This is a genomic window from Streptomyces cacaoi (genome assembly GCF_006539165.1).
Classification (GTDB): domain Bacteria; phylum Actinomycetota; class Actinomycetes; order Streptomycetales; family Streptomycetaceae; genus Streptomyces; species Streptomyces cacaoi.
Map to the genome: position 1 here is coordinate 43,419 of NZ_BJMM01000042.1, position 19,528 is coordinate 62,946.

Genomic DNA, 19,528 nt, shown 5'->3' on the forward strand with positions numbered 1-19,528 from the left:
CGGAAACGGGAGCCGCCGGCCGGCGGGCGGACGCGTGTGCTGCCCGGCCGCCCGCAGGGGCGGTGAGGAGCCTGCACAGGGTGTCGACGTCGCTGACCCCCGCGAGGAGACTGATGGCACGGAAGATCGGCAGTCGCTACACCGCGCACCGGATCCTGGGGCGCGGAAGTGCCGGCACGGTGTGGCTCGGGGAGGGTCCGGACGGTCCCGTCGCGCTCAAGCTGCTGCGCGAGGATCTCGCCAGCGACCAGGATCTCGCCGAGCGGTTCGTCCAGGAGCGCAGCGCGCTGCTCGGGCTCGACCACCCGCGCATCGTGGGCGTCCACGACCTGGTGGTCGACGGCAACGATCTCGCTCTCGTCATGCAGCTGGTACGCGGCACCGATCTGCGCACCCGCCTCGAACACGAGCGCAGGCTGGCGCCCGAGGCGGCCGTCGCCATTGCCGCCGATGTCGCGGAGGCGCTGGCCGCCGCGCACGCCGCCGGCATCGTGCACCGTGACGTCAAGCCGGAGAACGTGCTGCTGGACGCGCTCAGCATGGAGGGCCCGGGCGGGGCGCCGCCCGCGCTCCTGACCGACTTCGGCGTCGCCAAGCTGATCGACTCCCCGAGCCGCACCCGCGCCACCTCGATCATCGGCACGCCCGACTATCTGGCACCCGAGATCGTGGAGGGCCTTCCGCCGCGTGCCGCCGTGGACATCTACGCGCTGGCCACCGTGCTCTACGAACTCCTCGCCGGTTTCACCCCGTTCGGCGGCGGCCACCCCGGAGCCGTGCTGCGCCGGCACGTGACGGAGTCCGTCGCGCCGCTGCCCGGCATCCCCGACGAGCTGTGGCAGCTGATCCACCAGTGCCTGGCCAAGGCGCCGGCCTCGCGGCTGCGCGCGCCCGAGCTGGCGGCCCGGCTGCGCGAACTGCTGCCGGCCGTCGCCGGTATACCGCCGCTGGACATCGACGAGCAGTCCGAGGACGGCTACGAGGCGGAGCAGCCGGACGCGGCGGCCGAGCGGTCCGGTGCGGCGGGAGCCGACGCCGCCGCGGTGACGGGCGCGCACGCCGCCTCCGCCGAGGGGCCCCCGGCGGGCGCGGTGCCGCTGGTGCACGGCGGTGCCGGTCCCGACGCCAACCGGGACACCCACACGAGCATGCGGGTGCCCGGCGCCGACGAGCTGGCCGGGGGCGCGCACGGCACCGCGCGGGCGCCGCGCGCCTCGGGCGAGCCGCGGGCGGGGTCGGCGCGCAACCGCTCCGGTGTGCCGGTCCCGGTGCAGCGGCGGCGGCTGAAGGTGGGCGCGGCTGCCGTGCTGGTGGCCCTCGTCGTGGCCGTCGGCGGCTGGCTGGCCTCCTCCGACGAGGAGACGGGTTCGCAGCCCTCGCCCGCCGCCGAATACTCGTCGCGCTGACGCCGTCACCGCCGGTTTCCGGGTTCCCCGGCGCGGTAACCGCCGCCCGGCAGGACGTTAGGCTGGGGAGCGTGGCAGTCGTCGATGTATCCGAAGAGCTGAAGTCCCTCTCCTCCACCATGGAGTCGATCGAGGCCGTCCTGGACCTGGACAAGATGCGGTCGGACATCGCCGCGCTTGAGGAACAGGCAGCCGCCCCCGACCTGTGGGACGACGTGGAGAACGCCCAGCAGGTCACGAGCAAGCTGTCCTACCTCCAGGGCCAGCTGCGCCGGGCCGAGGAACTGCGGGGCCGTATCGACGATGTCGGCGTCCTGTTCGAGCTGGCCGAGAGCGAGGGCGACGAGGACACCCGCACCGAGGCGTTCGCCGAGCTGGAGTCGGTGCGCAAGGCCGTGGACGAGCTGGAGGTGCGCACGCTGCTCTCCGGCGAGTACGACCCGCGCGAGGCCGTCGTCAGCGTCCGCGCCGAGGCCGGCGGTGTGGACGCGGCGGACTTCGCCGAGCAGCTGATGCGCATGTATCTGCGCTGGGCCGAGCGCCGGGGCTACCCCACCGAGGTCTTCGACACCTCGTACGCGGAGGAGGCGGGCATCAAGTCCGCGACGTTCACGGTGAAGGCGCCGTACGCCTACGGCACGCTCTCCGTCGAGCAGGGCACGCACCGGCTGGTGCGCATCTCGCCGTTCGACAACCAGGGCCGCCGGCAGACGTCCTTCGCGGGCGTCGAGGTGCTGCCCGTCGTCGAGCAGGTCGACCACATCGACATCCCCGAGAACGAGCTGCGCATCGACGTCTTCCGGTCCTCGGGGCCGGGCGGCCAGTCGGTGAACACCACGGACTCGGCGGTGCGGATGACGCACCTGCCGACCGGCATCGTCGTCTCCTGCCAGAACGAGAAGTCGCAGATCCAGAACCGGGCCGCCGCGATGCGCGTCATGCAGGCCCGGCTGCTCGCCCACCGCAGGGCCGAGGAGCAGGCCAAGATGGACGCGCTCAAGGGCGACGGCGGCAACTCCTGGGGCAGCCAGATGCGTTCGTACGTGCTGCACCCGTACCAGATGGTCAAGGACCTGCGTACCGAGCACGAGGTCGGTAACCCCCAGGCCGTGCTGGACGGCGACATCGACGGCTTCCTGGAGGCCGGGATCCGCTGGCGCAAGCGGCAGGAGCAGGACGCGTAGCACCGCGCGGCACCCCCGCACTCCGAACTCCCGGTGTCAATACGGACATTCCGCGCTGACCTCGCTTGACGGGTCTGTGAGCGCTGGGGAAAGCTGTTCGCTCGGCATGCCTGTTTCAGGGGCGCACGGAAGGGGCGGAGAGCCGCCCCGGTGATGATCGACAGTGGCCCGGGGTGGGGAAGCAAAGGTTCGCCTCAAGGAAGCCCGGTGCTCCAGCGCGCTCCCGTACACGGCTGCCCCATTGACGAGTACAGCTACTGGGGGTAGTTGGCAGATGACCACTTCTAAGACGCGGCTGCGTGTGGCGCGCATAGCCGCCGGCGCGGTCTTCGCCGCCGGCGCTTCGCTCACCGCGGCCGGCGCCGCCCAGGCCGCGGGCCTGGGCGAGACGGACGTCAGCAACGCCAAGAGCGGCGGCGACGTCTCCGCCAAGGCCGAGGCCAAGGACGAGGGTCTGTTCGGCGGCCTGTTCGGCGGCGGCGACTCGGGCGGCGACGACGGCGGCAGCAGCACCATCGGCGGCGGCGACGACGGCGGCGTCATCGGTGGTGACACCGGCGGTGACGACGGCGGCTCCAGCGGTGGCGACACCGGTGGCGACGACGGCGGCACGGGCGGCACCGTGTCCGGCGGTGACGACGGCGGTATCGGCGGTATCGGCGGTATCGGCGGTGACGACGGCGGTGCCGACGGTGGCAACGACGGCGGTGCCGACAACGGTGGCAACGGCAACGGCGGTAACGGTGCCGGTGGCAACGACGGTGGCGCCGACAACGGTGGCAACGGCAACGGCGGCAACGGTGCCGGTGGCAACGACGGCGGTGCCGACAACGGCGGCAACGGCAACGGTGGCAACGGCGGTAACGGCGGCCACTCCGGCGGGAACGGCGGCAGCGGCGGTGGCGACACCGGCGGCGGCCAGGAGCCCGCGACCATCGGCGGTTCCGGCGGCGGTGACGACGACACCTGCGAGCTGGACGACTCGACGGTGAACTGCGAGGGCGGCACCAACCCGGACAGCGCCGGCAGCCAGCCCGTCGTCGACAGCAAGCCCGAGCAGCCGAAGCAGGAGCTGGCCGAGACCGGTTCCGGCGAGACGACCTTCCTGCTGGTCGGCGCGGCCACGATGATCGCCGGCGGTATCGGCTTCCGGCTGATGCCCCGCGTGATCAACCGCCGTACGGCGGCCTGACACCGGACGCCGGAGGCGTACCCGGGCAGGAGCGACAACGACAACCGCACAGCGCGGAGGGCCGGAACATCACCCGATGTTCCGGCCCTCCGGCGTTCCGTGACCGCGCACGGGCGGCGCGGCAGCCGTACGGAACGCACTCGTGCGTGTGATGCGGTATCTCGTCGGCGGGCGGCGTCAGTTGCGCGCTGTGCCCCCTCGGTGACCGGATGTCCCCCCTCGGACGTGCCCTGGCCGTCGTCCGGCCGTCTTCCGACTGCCGGACCGGGGTGCGGTCGCCGGCGGGCCGGTCGTCAGAGGGTGGCGAAGCGCTGGGCGACCAGCGCGACCGCGACCAGCGTCAGCAGCAGCCCGATCAGCGCCGTGGGCGACAGGCCGGCCAGCGGGGACGCACGGTGCAGGCGCTCGCGGTGGGCGCGGCACACCGCGCAACGCCCTTCGCTCACGGGCCCCGCGCAGTTGGCACACACCAGTCGATCGCATGTCATGCGAACTCCTCCTTCTCGCGCCCACCCGGGAGTGATGCCTTCCCCAGGGGTGCTCGTCTCCACTGTGCCAGGTGTGCGCCCGCCGCGCAGAAACCTCCTGGTGGGAAGCGGGCGCCCGGCCGCGCTCGGGGCGCGGGCCGGCCGTCCGGCCGCCGTCGGCGTGGAGTTGCCCGGTTGATGCCGCCCTGCGCCGCGGTCGAAACCGCCCGCACGGGCGGGGCGCGGCCGTCGGACTCCGGGGGCGGGCGGGGCGCATACCCGGCGACACCGGACCAAGGGCAGAGCCCGACTGCGCGGCACCGACGGCTTCGCGTATGGTCTCGACACCGACAGGGGGCCGCTCCGCGGCTTCCGCTGCCCCTACCCAGGTCGACGTGGTGTATCCGTGATCCGATTCGACAACGTCTCCAAGTCCTACCCCAAGCAGAACCGCCCTGCCCTCCGCGAGGTCTCGCTGGAGATCGGCCGGGGCGAGTTCGTCTTCCTGGTGGGCTCCTCCGGCTCCGGAAAGTCCACCTTCCTGCGCCTCATCCTCCGCGAGGAGCGCGCCTCCCACGGGCAGGTGCACGTCCTCGGCAAGGATCTGGCCCGCCTGTCCAACTGGAAGGTTCCGCACATGCGGCGCCAGTTGGGCACCGTCTTCCAGGACTTCCGGCTGCTGGCCAACAAGACGGTCGGGGAGAACGTCGCGTTCGCGCTGGAGGTCATCGGCAAGTCGCGCGGGCAGATCCGCAAGACGGTGCCGGAGGTGCTCGACCTGGTGGGTCTGGGCGGCAAGGACGACCGGATGCCGGGCGAGTTGTCCGGTGGTGAGCAGCAGCGGGTGGCCATCGCGCGGGCGTTCGCCAACCGTCCCATGCTGCTGATCGCCGACGAGCCGACGGGCAACCTCGACCCCCAGACCTCCGTCGGCATCATGAAGTTGCTCGACCGCATCAACCGCACCGGCACGACGGTCGTCATGGCCACGCACGACCAGCAGATCGTCGACCAGATGCGCAAGCGCGTGGTCGAACTGGAGATGGGCCGCCTCGTGCGCGACCAGTCGCGCGGCGTCTACGGCTACCAGCACTGAGCCCGCCCGTCCTCCGTCCCCCTGCGCAGAAAGGACGCCATGCGCGCCCAGTTCGTACTGTCGGAGATCGGCGTCGGTCTCCGTCGCAATCTCACGATGACCTTCGCGGTCATCGTTTCCGTCGCCCTGTCGCTCGCGCTGGCCGGCGGCTCGCTGCTCGCCCGGGAGCAGGTGAGCACCATGAAGGGCTACTGGTACGACAAGGTCCAGGTCTCCATCTACCTGTGCAACAAGAACGACGCGTCCTCCGACCCCAATTGCGCCAAGGGCGCCGTCACCGCGCAGCAGAAGAAGGAGATCAAGACCGACCTGGACAAGCTCGACGTGGTCGAGCGCGTCTACCACGAGTCGGCCGACGACGCGTACAAGCACTACAAGGAGCAGTTCAAGGACTCGCCCCTGGCCGACTCCCTGACGCCGGACCAGATGCAGGAGTCCTACCGCGTCAAGCTCAAGGACCCCACCAAGTACCGGGTGTTGCAGACGGCGTTCTCCGGCCGGCAGGGCGTTCAGGAGGTGCAGGACCAACGCAGCCTGCTGGAGAACCTGTTCAACCTGCTCAACGGCATGAACATCGCGGCGCTGTGTGTGATGGCGCTGATGCTCGTCGTCGCGCTGCTGCTGATCGTCAACACCGTGCGTGTGTCGGCGTTCAGCAGGCGCAGGGAGACGGGCATCATGCGGCTGGTCGGCGCCTCCAGTTTCTACATCCAGATGCCGTTCATCCTGGAGGCGGCCATCGCGGGCCTGATCGGCGCCGGCTTCGCCTGTGTGCTGCTGATCGGCGGCAAGTACTTCCTGATCAACAACTGGCTCCAGGAGAAGATCGTCCTGATCAACTTCATCGGCTGGGACGCGGTCGTGAAGGTGCTGCCGCTCATCATCGCCGTCGGCGTCCTCATGCCGGCCGTCGCGGCCTTCTTCACACTGCGCAAGTATCTGAAGGTCTGAGCGGGCAGGCGGGCGCCGTTGGGCCGACGTCCCGTACGGCGCCCGCGTCTGTCCTACACTCCCGACCATGCCGGGCCAGTGGTTCACCGAGACGCGCCCGCGCCGACTGCGGCGCGGAGCGGCACTGTCGTTGGTCTTCGCCGGAGTGCTGGCGACCGGGGCCGCCACGGGCGCCTTCGGTGGCGAGACGGCGCCGCGCCGCCCGGCAGCCGACGCCCGGAACGCCGACTCCCGCACCGCGCCCGGCCCCTCCGGCACCGCGCCGCAGGGCGGCACCGGCCGGGTGCCGGAGCCGGAGCGCGGCCGGGACGCCGCACACGAACTCGTCAGCCGCAGCGGCGACCGCTGGTCGGCGGCGTACTCGGCGCGGGAGTACGAGGGGCTGCGGCAGGCCCTCGACGGCAGTTACGTCGGTGTCGGCATCTCCGTCCGCGAGGTGCGCGCCGCCGCGCGGCACGGCGGGGACGGCAAGCACACCGGGGGCGACGGCAAGAACGGCGCCGGGCACGGCGGACGCCCGCCGCGCGCCGTCGAGGTCGACCACGTCGAGCCCGGCAGCCCGGCGGCGCGGGCCGGGGTGCGGGCCGGGGACCGGCTCAGGGCGGTGGGCGACCGGCCGGTCACGGGGATGCCGGTGACCGATGTGGTGGCCCTGCTGCGCGGGACGCCCGGCGCGGACGGGCCCGGCTCGTCCGTCACCCTGGAGCTGTCCCGCAACGGCCCGTCGGGCGCGGAGGGCAGCTGGCACACGACGCTGCGCCGTGCCCGGCTGGACACGGACGCGGTCACCGTCGACCGGCTCGGCCCCGGGGTCACCCGGATCAAGGTCGCGGCCTTCACCAGGGGCGCGGGCGAACAGGTGCGCAAGGCGGTGGCGGAGCGGGTGCCCGAGGGCTCCGGCGTCCTGCTGGATCTGCGCGGCAACGCCGGCGGCCTGGTGGACGAGGCCGTCACCGCCGCGTCGGCCTTCCTGGACGGCGGTCTGGTCGCCACCTACGACGACGAGGGCACCCAGCGCGCGCTGTACGCGCCGCGCGGCAAGGGCGACGACGAACTGCCCGTCGTCGTCCTGGTCGACGGGGGCACGATGAGCGCGGCCGAGCTGCTCACCGGGGCGCTCCAGGACCGGGGCCGTGCCGTGGTGGTCGGCTCGCACACCTTCGGCAAGGGCTCGGTGCAGATGCCCCGCAGGCAGCGGGACGGCTCGGTGGCGGAGCTGACCGTCGGTCACTACACGACTCCGTCGGGTCGCGACGTCGAGGGTCGGGGTATCGCGCCGGATCTCTCGGTGGACTCCCGGGACGGGGCGACGGAACGGGCGAGGACGGTATTGAGTGGCCTCGAACCCCCCTCCTAGTGGGAGAATGGCCTGGTTATGGCGAAGATGAAGACGACTCGGGCCACGGCGAAGAAGGCCAAGGCCAAGGACGACAAGGACGCCCGCAAGCTCGTCGCCCAGAACAAGCGGGCCCGGCACGACTACCTCATCCTCGACACCTACGAGTGCGGCATCGTGCTGACCGGTACCGAGGTCAAGTCGCTGCGCCAGGGCCGCGCCTCGCTGGTGGACGGCTTCGCCCAGATCGACGGCAACGAGGTCTGGCTGCACAACGTGCACATCCCGGAGTACGCGCAGGGCACCTGGACCAACCACGCGGCCCGCCGCAAGCGCAAGCTGCTGCTGCACCGTGCCGAGATCGACAAGCTGATCGGCAAGACGCAGGAGACGGGCCACACGCTGGTCCCCCTCCAGCTGTACTTCTACCGGGGCCGGGCCAAGGTCGAGATCGCGCTGGCCAAGGGCAAGAAGGAGTACGACAAGCGGCAGGCCCTGCGGGAGAAGCAGGACCGGCGCGACGCGGACCGGGCGATGTCCGCGGCCCGCCGCCGGCAGCGCGCCGCCGCCCGCGCCTGACCGGGGGTTTCGCCCCGCGCTCCGGCCGGTGGTCCGGCCCGGGACAGCGCGGGAATACCCCGGGGCGCTCCGGGGTTGAAGGGGGTGCGGACCGTGGGAGCGGAGTCCGGCGGCCCGGTGGCGGCCCGATCGAAAGGGTTGGCGCGGGTGCGCGGTGTTCGCTTACCATGAGCTGTGGCTACGCCCGAGAGGGCGGGCAGTTTGTCAACTCAACATGGGGATGATCGGTTTCGACAGCGAATGTCGAAGTAGGGGAAGCGAGCCGAGGAACGCGGCAATGATCTCGTTAACCACGTGCCGCAAAAAAATAATCGCCAATCAGAAGCGCGATTCCTTCGCCCTCGCTGCCTGAGCAGCGACCTGCGAAGTGTCAGCCCGGGGTAGTTCCCGCCCCGGTTCCTGGCATCAGCTAAGGGAACTCACCGCGTAGACCCGGTCACGGGGTCTGCCGGGACATCACACAGTGACTGGGCCCGTCGGAGACTTGTCCGTGTGATCTCCGGGGCCGAGAAAATCGCAGCGGACTGCGCTCGGAGAAGCCCTGCTTCTGCTTCGTTGGACGCGGGTTCGATTCCCGCCATCTCCACCATCAGGTGCCGTACGGCACCGCCCATGTTGAGGCCCTGCCCGGCGGATCCCGCCGGGCAGGGCCTTTTTGCTGCGCGGACTCCTTGTGCAGGCTTCGTGCACAGGCGGAAGCCCGCACACCGGGTGCGCCCGCTGTCGGCCGCGTGCTGGGATGTGGCCATGGAACGAGTGACCGACAGCCTGCCCGCCCGGATCTTCCTGCTCGCCTGCAATCCCGACAAGGAGCGGCGGGCGTGGGGCGACACTCTGGGATACGCCGTCCGGGCCGCGGTGCTCGTGGAGTTGGCCGAGCGGGGCTGTCTGAGCGATGCGGACGGCAAGGCGCGGCCGGTGGGGGACCGGCGCACCGGGGACCCGGTGCTGGACGCGGTGCTCAGGGGGCTGGCCGAGCACGGCAGGCCCCGGCGGTGGCGCACGCTCGTGGCGAGGGCGCGGCGGCAGACACTCCAGTCGCTGGAGGAGCAGTTGGTGACGGCGGGGGAGATCCGGGTCGAGCGGCGGGCACTGCGGCGCGACCGCGTGGTGCTGCGCGAGCCCGGGCTGCCGGGCCGGTTGCGGGCCGAGGCGCTGGAGACGCTGGAGTCCTCGACGCCCGTCGAGCAGGTGCCCCGTGCCGAGGCGGCGCTGGCGGCGATGGCCGCGCTGGGCAAGCTGGCCCCGGAGCTGAACTGGCAGGTGCGGCACCGCAATCGGAAGCGGATCAAGGAGCTGACGAAGCGGGGCGGTCCGGCCGTGACCGGGCTGAAGAAGGCGCTCGACAGCCGCAATGCCGCCGCGGCGTCGAGCGCGAGCTCCAGCGCCTCCTAGCGGGCCCCGCCCGGCCCTGCCTGCTCCTGCCCCGTCCCGCTGCGTCCCTGCCCTGCCCTGCCTTGTCCTCTCCGCGGACGGGGTCCGGGGGCTGTTTTCGGCGGCTCGTGCATCTATCCTGCCGGGGCAGGAAACCGGACATATGTCCCCTTCTGTGGGGCGGGCGCGCACGGCGGGTGCGGTGCCGTCCGGTGCGCAGCGGAAGGAGCACGCGTATGCCCTCGCAGGACGAGGCTCCCGAGCCGCTCGGGCCCTCCTCCCTGACCTGGCGGTACTTCGGCGACTGGCGCGGGGTGCTGCTCGCGCCGTGGGCCGGCGCCATGCAGAACATGCACCCCGGGCTCGGTGCCGGGGTGGCCGGGCACTCGCGGTTCTTCGAGGAGCGCTGGCAGCGGCTCTTCCGTTCGCTCTACCCCATCGGCGGCGTCGTCTACGACGGGCCCCGCGCGGCCCGCACCGCCCGCGAGGTGCGCGGCTACCACGACGCCGTCAAGGGCGTCGACGAGCGGGGCCGCCCGTACCACGCGCTGGACCCGGACACCTTCTACTGGGCGCACGCCACGTTCTTCGTGCTCACGCTGCTGATCGCCGACCGGCTCGGGCCCGGGCTCGACGAGGCCGCCAAACGCCGGCTGTTCGACGAGCACGTGCAGTGGTGGCGGCTCTACGGCATGAGCATGCGCCCGGTGCCGGGCAGTTGGGAGGAGTTCCAGCGCTACTGGGACCGGATGGCCGCCGAGGTGCTGGAGGACAACCGGCCCACCCGCGACGTCCTGGACATGCGGCGGCTGCCGAAGCCGCCCGCGCTGCGGCTGCTGCCGGACGCGGTGTGGCGGGCCGTGCGCGGGCGGCAGGCGCGGGCCTTCGAATGGTTCACGGTCGGTTTCTTCCCGCCCGCCGTACGGCACCGGCTGGGCTATGTGTGGACGGTGCGGGACGAGCGCAGGCTGCGCCGGATCGGCCGGGCCGTGCACCGGTGCTGGCGGCTCGTCCCGCCCGCGTGGCGCTACCACCCGAGGGCCCGGGCCGGCTGGGAGCGGGCCCGGGGACGCCGGGCGCCGGACGCCCCGCCGGTGGAGACCCCGGCACGCAACCTTCCGCCCGCCGGCCGGCGGGGGCTGCCGCAGCACTACTCGCCCCGGCTGTGATCCGTCCCCGGGGCGGGTGCGCGCCCCGGCCACCGGAGCCGGCCGCGCCGCCCGCGCCGGCGCCCGCGTGCGGGCTCGCGTCCGCCGCGCCGCCGGGGCCAGGCCGCGACGAGGACCGACCCGGCCAGCGCGAGGAACGGGCCGCCGGGGGAGTCACCAGAGGAGTCGCCGGGAGAGTTGCCGGGGGAGTTGCCGGAAGAGGGACGCGTGCCCGGGGCGTCGCCGGGGCGGTGGTAGCGGGGTGTGCTCGGGGGCAAAGGCATGGCCTCAGCTTCCGGGCGGTGCGTGGGCACGGTCCAACACCTGTGAACGCCCCTTTCACGCACGGCTGTTGTGAATCGCCGGGCCCCGGCCTATGTTCGCCCGATGCCGAGCGATGTCTCTCCCGCCCCGCGGCTGCTGCGCGCGTTCGTCGCCGTCGCCGAGGAGCTGCACTTCACCCGGGCCGCCGGCCGGCTGTACGTGGCCCAGCAGGCGCTCAGCAGGGACATCCGGACGCTGGAGCGGGAGCTGCGTGCCGAGCTGTTCGTCCGCAGCACCCGCCGGGTGGTGCTCACGGCCGAGGGGGAGCGGCTGCTCCCGCACGCGCGCCGGGTACTGGCCGCCTATGCCGCGCTCGGCGAGGAGTTCGGCCCGCCGGGGCCGGCCGGGGACGGCGGACGCCCGCTGGCCGTCGACGCCGCCGCGCCCGTCTCCACCGGTCAGCGGGTGCTGGACGCGGCGCGTGCGGCGGCGCCGGAGCTGGAGTTCGTCGCCCGCTACCGCTCCGGTCTGACGGGCGCCGCCGCCGAGATCCACGCCGGGCGGCTGGACGCCGCGTTCGGCCGGTACGCGGGGCTGCCCCGGGATGTCCGGGCCGGCCTGAGCCACCGGCTGGTGCGGTACGAGCGGGTGGCGGTGCTGCTGCCCGGCGGGCATCCGCTGGCGCAGCGCGAGACGGTGCCGCTGGCCGCGCTGGCCGGCGAGACCCTGTACGCGGGCGCCGGCAACCCGGACACCGAGGAGTGGACGGACTACGCGCGCACGCTCTTCGAGGGCCGCGGCATCCGGCTGGCCGGCCCCTTCCCGAAGCTGGAGGGCGAGCAGGAGTTCAGCCGTGTCGTGCGGGCGCGCGGCTGGTCGGTGCTGGCCACGGAGGTGTTCATCGGCGTGCCCGGCATGGTGCTGCGTCCGCTGGCCGAGCCGGTGCCGCTCTCCCCGGTCTCCCTGGTGTGGCGGCGCGGCCTGCGCCACCCGGGCCTGCGCGTCCTGACGGAGGCGGCCCGCGCGCTGGGCACCCGGGAGGGCTGGTGTGTGCGCCCTCCTGGCTCCTGGCTGCCGGAGCGGGACGCGGCGCTGCTGCGGGCCGGTGGCTGAGCGGCGGTCGGGCGCCGGCGGGTCCGGGCGCGTTCGACGGTGCCGTCCCGCCCTCGTCGGTGCCGTCCCGTCGGCGGGCGGGGCGCCGGGGCTCTGGCATCATGACCAAGCGGAGCCCGGCTCCGATTGAGTCCCGGGGAGCGGGCCGGGGCGGGGCAGCGGAGGGAGCGGTGCGGTGAGCGGCGGCGACGGGGGCGCGGGCGGACAGGTCCGTGCCCGGCGGGCGGACGCCCGGCGCAACGAGAAGGCGCTGCTGGACGCGGCGGCCGCGGTCTTCGTGGCCTCCGGGGTGGAGGCGCCGGTGCGGGACATCGCGGCGGAGGCCGGGGTCGGCATGGGCACGATCTACCGCCACTTCCCGACCCGCGCCGATCTCGTCGTCGCCGTCTACCGGCACCAGATCGAGTCCTGCGCCGAGGCGGGCCCGGCCCTGCTGGCGAGCGGCCCCACCCCGCACGCCGCGCTGGGGCGGTGGATCGACCTCTTCGCCGACTTCCTGGTCACCAAGCACGGGCTCGCCGCCGTGCTCCGGCCGGACAGCGCGGGTTTCGAGGCGCTGCACGCCTCGTTCCTCGACCGCCTGGTGCCGGTGTGCGCCGAGCTGCTCGACGCCGCGGTCGCCTCCGGTGAGATCCGTGAGCGGCTGAGCGCCTACGAACTCCTGCGCGCCGTGGGGAACCTGTGCATCGGCGACGACCAGGATCCCCGCTACGACGCGCGCCGCGCCGTCCGGCTCCTCGTCGCGGGGCTGGCGCGGCCGGAGTGACGGCGGCCGGTCGGGTCAGACCCGCTCCAGCGGGCGGTGCGGGCCCGTCGGCAGCTCGGCCTTGACCGGATCGCCGGGGCGGACGACGCCGCCCTGCTGGACGACGCCCATGACGCCTGCCTTGCGGACCGGGCCGCCCTCCGTGTCGCGGCCGACGACCTCCTTGAGCAGGCCCTTGCTGAAGCGGTCGATCTGGTAGCAGGGGTTGCGCAGCCCGGTGATCCGCACGACGGCCTCGTCGCCGAGGTGCAGCAGGGTGCCCTCCGGCAGCTCCAGCAGGTCGATGCCGGCCGTGGTGATGTTCTCGCCCAGGTCGCCGGGCGCCACCCGGTGGCCGTGCGCCGCCACCTCGTCGAACAACTCCGCCTGGAGCAGGTGCACTTGGCGCAGATTCGGCTGTGTGGGGTCCCGGCGTACCCGGGAGCGGTGCTGGACGGTGACGCCGGCGTGTGCGTCACCCTCGACGCCGAGCCCGGTCAGCAGCCGGACGCTCTCCCGGTTCGGTTTGGTGAATCCGTGCCCGCTGTCGCTGCTGACCGCGGTGACCGTGCCCTCGATGCTGCCGTGCTCGTCGTTCACCTGGCCCCCTCGCTGCGCGGGCCGGTCCGTCCGGCCCCGGCCCTTCGATCGTACGGCGGCCGGTGGCGCGCCGTGAGCGTGCTTTCCGCCCTCCGGGGGGGGCGGTGCCGGGGCCGGTGGCCGGGCGGGCGGGGTGTCAGGCGTTGGTTCCGGCGTCCACGAGGACGGACGTGCCGGTGATGTTGCCGGCGTCCGGGCTCGCCAGGTGCGCGACGGTGTGGGCGATGCCGTCCGCCGTGCCGTAGCGGCCGAGCGCTGTCAGCGAGCGCTGGAAGTCGGCGCCCTCACCCCCGTCGGCGGGGTTCATCTCGGTGTCCGTCGAGCCGGGGTGCACGAGGTTCGCGGTGATGCCGCGGGGCCCCAGATCGCGGGCGAGGCCCCGGGTGAGCCCGTTGAGCGCGGCCTTGGAGGCGGAGTAGAGGGTGATGCCGGGCATCGTGGCGTGGTCGGCGAGGTTGCTGCCGATGCTGATGACGCGGCCGCCCGCCGTCATGTGCCGGACGGCCGCCTTGGTGCCCAGCAGCGCGGCGCGCACATGGATGGCGAGCGTGCGGTCGATCTCCTCGACCGTGACCTCCTCCAGCGGGCCGCTGGGGAAGATGCCCGCGTTGTTGACGAGGATGTCGAGCCGGCCGAACTCGGCGGCGGCCCGGTCGACGGCCGTCACCGGATCGTGTGCGTCCGCGCTGTCGGCGCGGATCGTCAGCGCCCTGCGGCCCAGCGCGCGGATGTCCTCGGCGACTTCCTCGGCGCGGCTGCGGGACGCGGCGTACGTGAGCGCGACGTCGGCGCCGTCGGCCGCGAGCCTGCGGGCCACGGCGGCGCCGATTCCCCGGCTGCCGCCGGTGACGAGTGCGGCCTTGCCGTCGAGGGGCAGGGGCGTCCGGGTCATCTGGCTGTCTCCTTCTGGTCCGTGGTGCCGGGCGCACCGGGCTGTGCGGTGCACCGTTTGTATAGCGATCGCTAAATAATTACGGCACGGAGTATCCTGCGGCGTCAAGAGAGTTCAGTAGCGACCACTAAAAAACCGGTGCCGAGGGCCGGGGAGCCCGGGACGCCGGAGGTCGCCGAGCCCGGGAACGCCGGGAGAGACCCGGGAGCACCGGGAGAGAGGTGTGCCGATGACGCCGCGCGGACGGCCCCGCAGCTTCGACCGGGACGCCGTGCTCCAGCAGGCCATGCGGATGTTCTGGGAACGGGGCTACGAGTCGACCTCCTTGGCCGACCTCACCTCGGCCACCGGGCTCAAACCCCCCAGCCTGTACGCCGCGTTCGGCTCCAAGGAGGGCCTCTTCCGGGAGGCCGTCGAGCTGTACACCCGCACCGACGGCGCCCTCACCGGCACCGCGCTGGACGGGGGCCCGACGGCGCGGGAGGCCGTCGGGCGGATGCTGCGCGAGAACGCCTGCGGCTACACCGAGGACGGCAGGCCGCCCGGCTGCATGATCGTCCTCGCCGCCACCACCTGCGCCGCCGAGAACGAGAGCGTGCGCCAACTCCTCGCCGACACCCGGGCGGACACCCTGCGCAGCATCCGCGCCCGGCTGGAACGCGGCGTCGCCGACGGCGATCTGCCCGCCGGCACCGACACCGGACAACTCGCCGACTTCTACGGCACCGTGCTGTTCGGCCTGTCCATCCGCGCCCGGGACGGCGCCTCCCGGGAGGCGCTGCTCCGCGTCGCCGACTCCGCCATGCACGCCTGGGACGCCCTCACGGGCGGCACCGGCCCGGCCGCGCCGGACGACTGACCCGCGGCGGCGGCCCCGCCCGCCCGCCCGGCCGGACGCCGGTTCAGGGGCAGGCGCTGCGCCGCGTGCACTCGACCGGACGCCGGTTCAGAGCAGGAGTTGCGCCGCGTGCGCCCGGCCGGACGCCGGTTCAGGGCAGGAGTCGCGCCGCGTGCACCCGGCTGAAGTGCAGCACCACGTCGTAGGACGCGGCGAGCGACACCCGGTGCGTCTTCACCGGGAACGTCAGGCCGATGTTGTGCACGAGCGGATGCTCCCGCTCCAGCCAGGCGCGCGCCTTCGGCGGTGCCTTGCGCAGGTCCAGCACATAGTCCTCGTGGCGCACCCGCTCCAGGCCGGACTCCACCGTGCCGGGGCGCGCGGGCCCGACGGCGAAGCGGCGCACCGGCCCACCGAAGTCCTCCTCGCGGGCGTTGAAGGAACCGCTGTCGAAGGTGGTGCCCACGCTGACGAAGTCCCGGCCGAGCATCTCGCGCAGAAAGCTGCCCACCGGCTCGGGGAAGCGGGCGGGGTCCTCGGCGACGTAGGTGATGTGCGAGTTGTGCGAGGACAGCACGATCGTGTCCCCCACGTTCTCGTTCCACCAGACCGTGTTGCGCGCCATGGACCGGTCCCGGAAGCGCATCTGCCGGGCGAACTCCCGCTCGTCCTGCACGTCCAGGGAGAACGCGTACGCCGTCTGCCGGATCGCTCGGGCGTGCTGCACCGCCCACGCCTGCGCCGAACCGCGTGCGCCCGCGCCCCCGTGCCGCTTCAGCAGCTCCAGCGCCTCGGCCGCCCGCGCGGCGCGGTCCTCGCGCACGCTCTTCGACGCGCCCAGCCAGTCCTCGGAGAACTTCCGCGTGCCCGTGCCGGGCGCCGGACGCAGCCCCCGGTAGAGCCGCTCCAGCCGGGCGGCGAGCGCCGGGTCGCGCTTCCGGGCGTGCGCGACGACCGCGTCGTACAACTCGCTGCCCGTGAAGCCCAGATCGTTGCCCAGGAAACGGAGCTTGTCGGCCGGGTCCGGGTGCGCCTCGTTGTACGCGCGCATCCAGCGCACCAGGTCCAGGTACTCCCGGGTGTTCCAGAAGCGGTAGTTGTACTGGAACTCGCGGGACATGATCGCCCGCGGATCGCCCCTGCCGTGCAGCACGTAGTCGTTGAGCAGCCGGCCCGTGCTCCAGCTGCTCTCCAGCGCGAACGTCCGGAAGCCCCGGTGTTTGACCAGGTGCGCGAACACCCGCTGCTTCGTGGTGAAGAACTCCCGTGAGCTGTGCGTCGCCTCCCCGAGGCCGACGACCTTCGCGCCGTCCGCCGCCCGCGCCAGCTCCCGCAGGCCGCCGTTCGGGCCCGGCTCGGCCAGATCGCGCGCGGCGCGGTCCAACTCCCGTACCGGAACGCCCCCGTCGGCGGACGCGGTGGTGGCCCGGCCCGCCGGCTGCCCCGGGGCCGTCGTCGCCAGGGCGGTGACGGCGGTGACGGCCGTCAGGGCCGAGGCGGTGCCCAGCAGGGCCGTTCGCCGTCCGCGGGCGCCGCGGCGCCGCTCTCCCGTGGTGGTGCGCACTGCGCTTCCCCCCTTGTCGGTCCTTGTCGGTGCCGCGTCGCGGCATCGGCTCTCGTCCCCGGCGACGCTACGGAGGGCGCCCGGCGCGCACGAGGTGTCCAGCAGGCGTTCCGCCGGGGCGGCCGGCACCCCGCCGGGGTGCACCCGCCGACACCCCGGCGGCACCCGCGGACACCTCGGCGGTACGTGACGACCTCCGGCGGCGTCGTGACGACGCCCGGCTGTACGTGACGACGCCCGGCGGTACGGGACGACACCCCGCGCGGGTCTCGGCCGGGCCCGGCCGAGGCGGGAACCCCGGGCGTGCCTTCCGCGTTGGAACGCGGGTGGCCTCGGCCTTCCGCCGGCGGCCGCCCCCTTTCGAGAAGACCTCTCCTCGAAAGGTGGAGCTCATGGACAGGCGCGCACTCGCGCTCTGTGTCGTCGTGACGGCGGCGACGATGGACCTCGTGGACGGGACGGTGGCCAACATCGTCCTGCCCGTCGTACAGCGGGACCTGGCCGCCGGGGACGGCGCTGCCGCCGCGATCGCCTCGGCGTACACGCTGGCGCTCGGCTCGCTGCTGACACTCGGCGGCCGGCTCGGCGACCTCTTCGGCCCGCGCAGGGTGCTCGGCCTCGGCACGGCCGGGTTCGTGGCGGCCTCGGCGCTGTGCGCGGCCGCACCGGGGCCCGGCCCGCTGATCGCCGCGCGGCTGGCGCAGGGGGCCGCCGGGGCCGTGCTCGTACCGCAGACGCTGACGGTCGTGCAGCTGCTGTACCCGACGCGCGAACGGGGGCGCGCGCTCAGCGTGTTCGCGGGGGTCGCCGGTGCGGCCACCGTCGCGGGGCCCGTGCTGGGCGCGCTCGTGACCCGCGTGGACGTCCTCGGCCTCGGCTGGCGAGCGGTGTTCGCGCTGAACATCCCGGTGGGCGCCCTCGTCCTGGCCGGGCTGCGGTGGGTACCGGGCGGAGTGCGGGGCGAGTGTGCGGTGCCGGGCGGGAGCGCGGTGCCGGGCGACGGCCCGTTCTCCGGCGGGGTCGACGGTATGGGCAGCGCGCTGCTCGGCTCCGGGATCGCCCTGCTCAGCGCTCCGCTGCTGTGGGGAAGCGCAGCCGACCGCCTGCTGTGGACCGCCGTCTCGCTCGCCGGCGGTGCCGCGGCGCTGACCGGGTTCGCCGTCCACCAGGGACGGCGTGCCCGGCGCGGGCGTGCGCCGCTGGTGGACCCGCGGCTGCTGCGCTTCCGCAGCTTCCGGGGCGCGCTCCAGGTCACCGCGCTCGTCCACGCCGCCGTCTTCGCGCTGTTCCTGACACTGGCCCTGTACCTCCAGGGGGAGCGCGGCTGGACGCCGGTGCAGGCCGCGTTCGCCGTCCTGCCGTGGGCCGTCGGCATCCCGCTGACGTCGGTTCCGGCCTCGTCGCGGCTCGTGCCACGGTTCGGCCGGCGGGTCCTCGCCGTCGGGACGGCGGCCATGCTGCTCGGCGTGCCGGCGTCGGCCTGGGGGCTGCACCTCGCGGGGGACGCCTGGTACGGACCGGCGCCGGGCCTGTTCGTCGCCGGCTGCGGCATAAGGTGCGTGGTGGCGCCCGTGCTCGGTCTCGGGCTGCGCGAGGTTCCGGCGAGCGCGGCGGGGACGGCCTCCGGGGTGCTGAACACCGTGCAGCACGTGGCCGGAGCCCTCGGTACCGGGGTGCTGGGTGGGGTGTACGCCGCTCATCTCGAACTTCCGGTCGGCGGACGGCTGTTGCCGGTACTGCTGGGCGTCGTCGTCCTGCTCGTCGGCGCGTTGCTGAGCGTGCGCCTGCTGCCGCGCCGCCCGTGAAGGCTCCCCCCCCGGCGCACGGTGGAGCGCGGGCCGGAGAACGGCGTCCCGGAGGCGAGTTCGGACTCGTCGCAACCCGTCACCTGCGGACAAGAAAGGACACGGTAGATCTTTGGGGTGATTGATGCGCTAGATTGCGCGTTCGGTGGGAGGGGGTGTGACCGGCCCGCGGTGAGCGGGCACGGGAGATATGCCTGGACGAACTGACGGCTGTGACAGCCGCGATGGCCGAGATGGCCGAGATGGCCGAGATGGCCGCGACGGCCGAGGTGGCCGCGACGGCGGCGATGTTCCCGACGGCCTGTCCGGTCGGGACGGCTGCGGCGCGGGCGGTGGCACGGCACAGCACATGGCGGGATGGCGCGCCGCCTCGTACGGCCCGCGCAGCGACGGGGCCGACGACCACGGGGCCCCGGGCGGCAGCAAGTCCCGGGCTGGCGGCGGCTCTTCGGGGGACGAGACGGTCGCGTACGACGCCCGCGCCGTGACCGGTACCGGCCGCGCGTCGGCGCCCCGGGCCGCTGCCGCGCCGCCGTCCACCGCGATGGGCCCGGTCACCTGGGGCACGGCCCGCGCCCGCACCGCCCCGGACACCACCGAGCCGACGCCCTCCCCGCCCTCTCCACCCTCTCCGTCCTCTCCTGAGTCCACGTCCGCTGCGGGACCCTCGGCGCGCCCGGCGCCCGCGGACACGGACACACACCCGGACGCGACGGAGACAGCCGTACTGCCGAGCGTCCCGGGTGCGGGTGCTGGTGCCGAGGCCGATATCGGCGCGGGCGTGCGTCCGGATGTGGCGGAGACGGCTCCCCTGCCGAGCCTGGCGCGCACGGATGTGCTGCCCCGCGCGGAGGCCGCCGCCGGGCCGGTCGCCGGAGCCGCCGCCGAGACGAGTGTGCTGCCCGGTGTGGGGGAGACGGCTGGTCCGGGTGTGGGGGCCGCCGCCGAGACGAGTGTGCTGCCCGGTGTGGGGG

At 73.8% G+C, this 19,528-nt stretch carries 17 protein-coding genes, 1 other RNA gene and 1 pseudogene; 15 read left to right on the forward strand and 4 right to left on the reverse strand.

All coding sequences use genetic code 11. The annotated features are described in order from the left end of the window. The first annotated feature begins 113 nt into the window (after positions 1–113). The 3 genes from SCA03_RS27815 to SCA03_RS27825 all read left to right on the forward strand — a co-directional run bounded on the left by SCA03_RS27815 (position 114) and on the right by SCA03_RS27825 (position 3,782). On the forward strand, positions 114–1,406 hold the full coding sequence (locus SCA03_RS27815) for a serine/threonine-protein kinase (protein WP_086815563.1): 1,293 nt from the start codon (positions 114–116) through the stop codon (positions 1,404–1,406). Positions 1,407–1,477: 71 nt separating this feature from the next. Beyond that, positions 1,478–2,590 carry a peptide chain release factor 2 gene (gene prfB / locus SCA03_RS27820; protein ID WP_030889302.1) on the forward strand — a complete coding sequence of 371 codons (1,113 nt, stop codon included), beginning with the start codon at positions 1,478–1,480 and terminating at the stop codon, positions 2,588–2,590. 274 nt (positions 2,591–2,864) lie between these two features. After that, positions 2,865–3,782 (forward strand): hypothetical protein, encoded by a 918-nt coding sequence (locus tag SCA03_RS27825; RefSeq protein WP_030889305.1) that lies wholly within the window; start codon positions 2,865–2,867, stop codon positions 3,780–3,782. A 293-nt stretch (positions 3,783–4,075) separates the two neighbouring features. Here SCA03_RS27825 and SCA03_RS27830 read toward each other — a convergent pair whose 3' ends face one another. Continuing rightward, on the reverse strand, positions 4,076–4,270 hold the full coding sequence (locus SCA03_RS27830; RefSeq protein ID WP_030889308.1) for a hypothetical protein: 195 nt from the start codon (positions 4,268–4,270) through the stop codon (positions 4,076–4,078). Positions 4,271–4,655: 385 nt separating this feature from the next. Between SCA03_RS27830 and ftsE the strand changes: the two genes are divergently transcribed. The 9 genes from ftsE to SCA03_RS27875 all read left to right on the forward strand — a co-directional run bounded on the left by ftsE (position 4,656) and on the right by SCA03_RS27875 (position 12,876). Beyond that, positions 4,656–5,345: a cell division ATP-binding protein FtsE gene (gene ftsE / locus SCA03_RS27835; protein WP_030889311.1), complete on the forward strand. Its 690-nt coding sequence runs from the start codon at positions 4,656–4,658 to the stop codon at positions 5,343–5,345. 39 nt (positions 5,346–5,384) lie between these two features. Continuing rightward, on the forward strand, positions 5,385–6,296 hold the full coding sequence (gene ftsX / locus SCA03_RS27840; RefSeq protein ID WP_086815564.1) for a permease-like cell division protein FtsX: 912 nt from the start codon (positions 5,385–5,387) through the stop codon (positions 6,294–6,296). Positions 6,297–6,363: 67 nt separating this feature from the next. After that, complete coding sequence (locus SCA03_RS27845) at positions 6,364–7,653, forward strand: S41 family peptidase (RefSeq protein WP_086815565.1); 1,290 nt, start codon at positions 6,364–6,366, stop codon at positions 7,651–7,653. Between the two features lie 27 nt (positions 7,654–7,680). Beyond that, positions 7,681–8,211, forward strand: a complete 531-nt coding sequence (smpB, locus tag SCA03_RS27850) for an SsrA-binding protein SmpB (RefSeq protein ID WP_086815567.1) — start codon at positions 7,681–7,683, stop codon at positions 8,209–8,211. 216 nt (positions 8,212–8,427) lie between these two features. Next, positions 8,428–8,800: a transfer-messenger RNA gene (gene ssrA / locus SCA03_RS27855) on the forward strand. 158 nt (positions 8,801–8,958) lie between these two features. Further along, complete coding sequence (locus tag SCA03_RS27860) at positions 8,959–9,606, forward strand: GOLPH3/VPS74 family protein (protein ID WP_063764655.1); 648 nt, start codon at positions 8,959–8,961, stop codon at positions 9,604–9,606. Between the two features lie 215 nt (positions 9,607–9,821). After that, positions 9,822–10,754 carry an oxygenase MpaB family protein gene (locus SCA03_RS27865; RefSeq protein ID WP_030889325.1) on the forward strand — a complete coding sequence of 311 codons (933 nt, stop codon included), beginning with the start codon at positions 9,822–9,824 and terminating at the stop codon, positions 10,752–10,754. A gap of 366 nt (positions 10,755–11,120) precedes the next feature. Then, the gene (locus tag SCA03_RS27870) at positions 11,121–12,110 is read left to right on the forward strand and encodes a LysR family transcriptional regulator (protein WP_030889328.1); all 990 of its coding nucleotides are present in this window, start codon (positions 11,121–11,123) and stop codon (positions 12,108–12,110) included. Between the two features lie 175 nt (positions 12,111–12,285). Beyond that, a complete protein-coding gene (locus tag SCA03_RS27875) occupies positions 12,286–12,876 on the forward strand; it encodes a TetR/AcrR family transcriptional regulator (protein WP_030889331.1) in 591 nt (196 codons plus the stop codon). Between the two features lie 15 nt (positions 12,877–12,891). Here SCA03_RS27875 and SCA03_RS27880 read toward each other — a convergent pair whose 3' ends face one another. Both SCA03_RS27880 and SCA03_RS27885 read right to left on the reverse strand, forming a co-directional pair. Beyond that, positions 12,892–13,434, reverse strand: a complete 543-nt coding sequence (locus SCA03_RS27880; RefSeq protein WP_030889334.1) for an MOSC domain-containing protein — start codon at positions 13,432–13,434, stop codon at positions 12,892–12,894. Between the two features lie 157 nt (positions 13,435–13,591). Next, positions 13,592–14,347, reverse strand: coding sequence for an SDR family NAD(P)-dependent oxidoreductase (locus SCA03_RS27885; RefSeq protein ID WP_030890807.1), 756 nt, complete (start codon positions 14,345–14,347; stop codon positions 13,592–13,594). A 229-nt stretch (positions 14,348–14,576) separates the two neighbouring features. Between SCA03_RS27885 and SCA03_RS27890 the strand changes: the two genes are divergently transcribed. Then, positions 14,577–15,206, forward strand: a complete 630-nt coding sequence (locus SCA03_RS27890; RefSeq protein ID WP_086817873.1) for a TetR/AcrR family transcriptional regulator — start codon at positions 14,577–14,579, stop codon at positions 15,204–15,206. 130 nt (positions 15,207–15,336) lie between these two features. Here the strand turns inward: SCA03_RS27890 and SCA03_RS27895 are convergent, their stop codons facing one another. After that, positions 15,337–16,749: an erythromycin esterase family protein gene (locus SCA03_RS27895; protein ID WP_230988953.1), complete on the reverse strand. Its 1,413-nt coding sequence runs from the start codon at positions 16,747–16,749 to the stop codon at positions 15,337–15,339. Positions 16,750–17,141: 392 nt separating this feature from the next. On the opposite strand from SCA03_RS27895, the gene SCA03_RS27900 reads away from it, so the two are divergent. Then, positions 17,142–18,554 (forward strand): MFS transporter, encoded by a 1,413-nt coding sequence (locus SCA03_RS27900; protein WP_086817297.1) that lies wholly within the window; start codon positions 17,142–17,144, stop codon positions 18,552–18,554. 349 nt (positions 18,555–18,903) lie between these two features. After that, positions 18,904–19,528: pseudogene (locus tag SCA03_RS35315) on the forward strand (hypothetical protein); the annotation flags it as partial.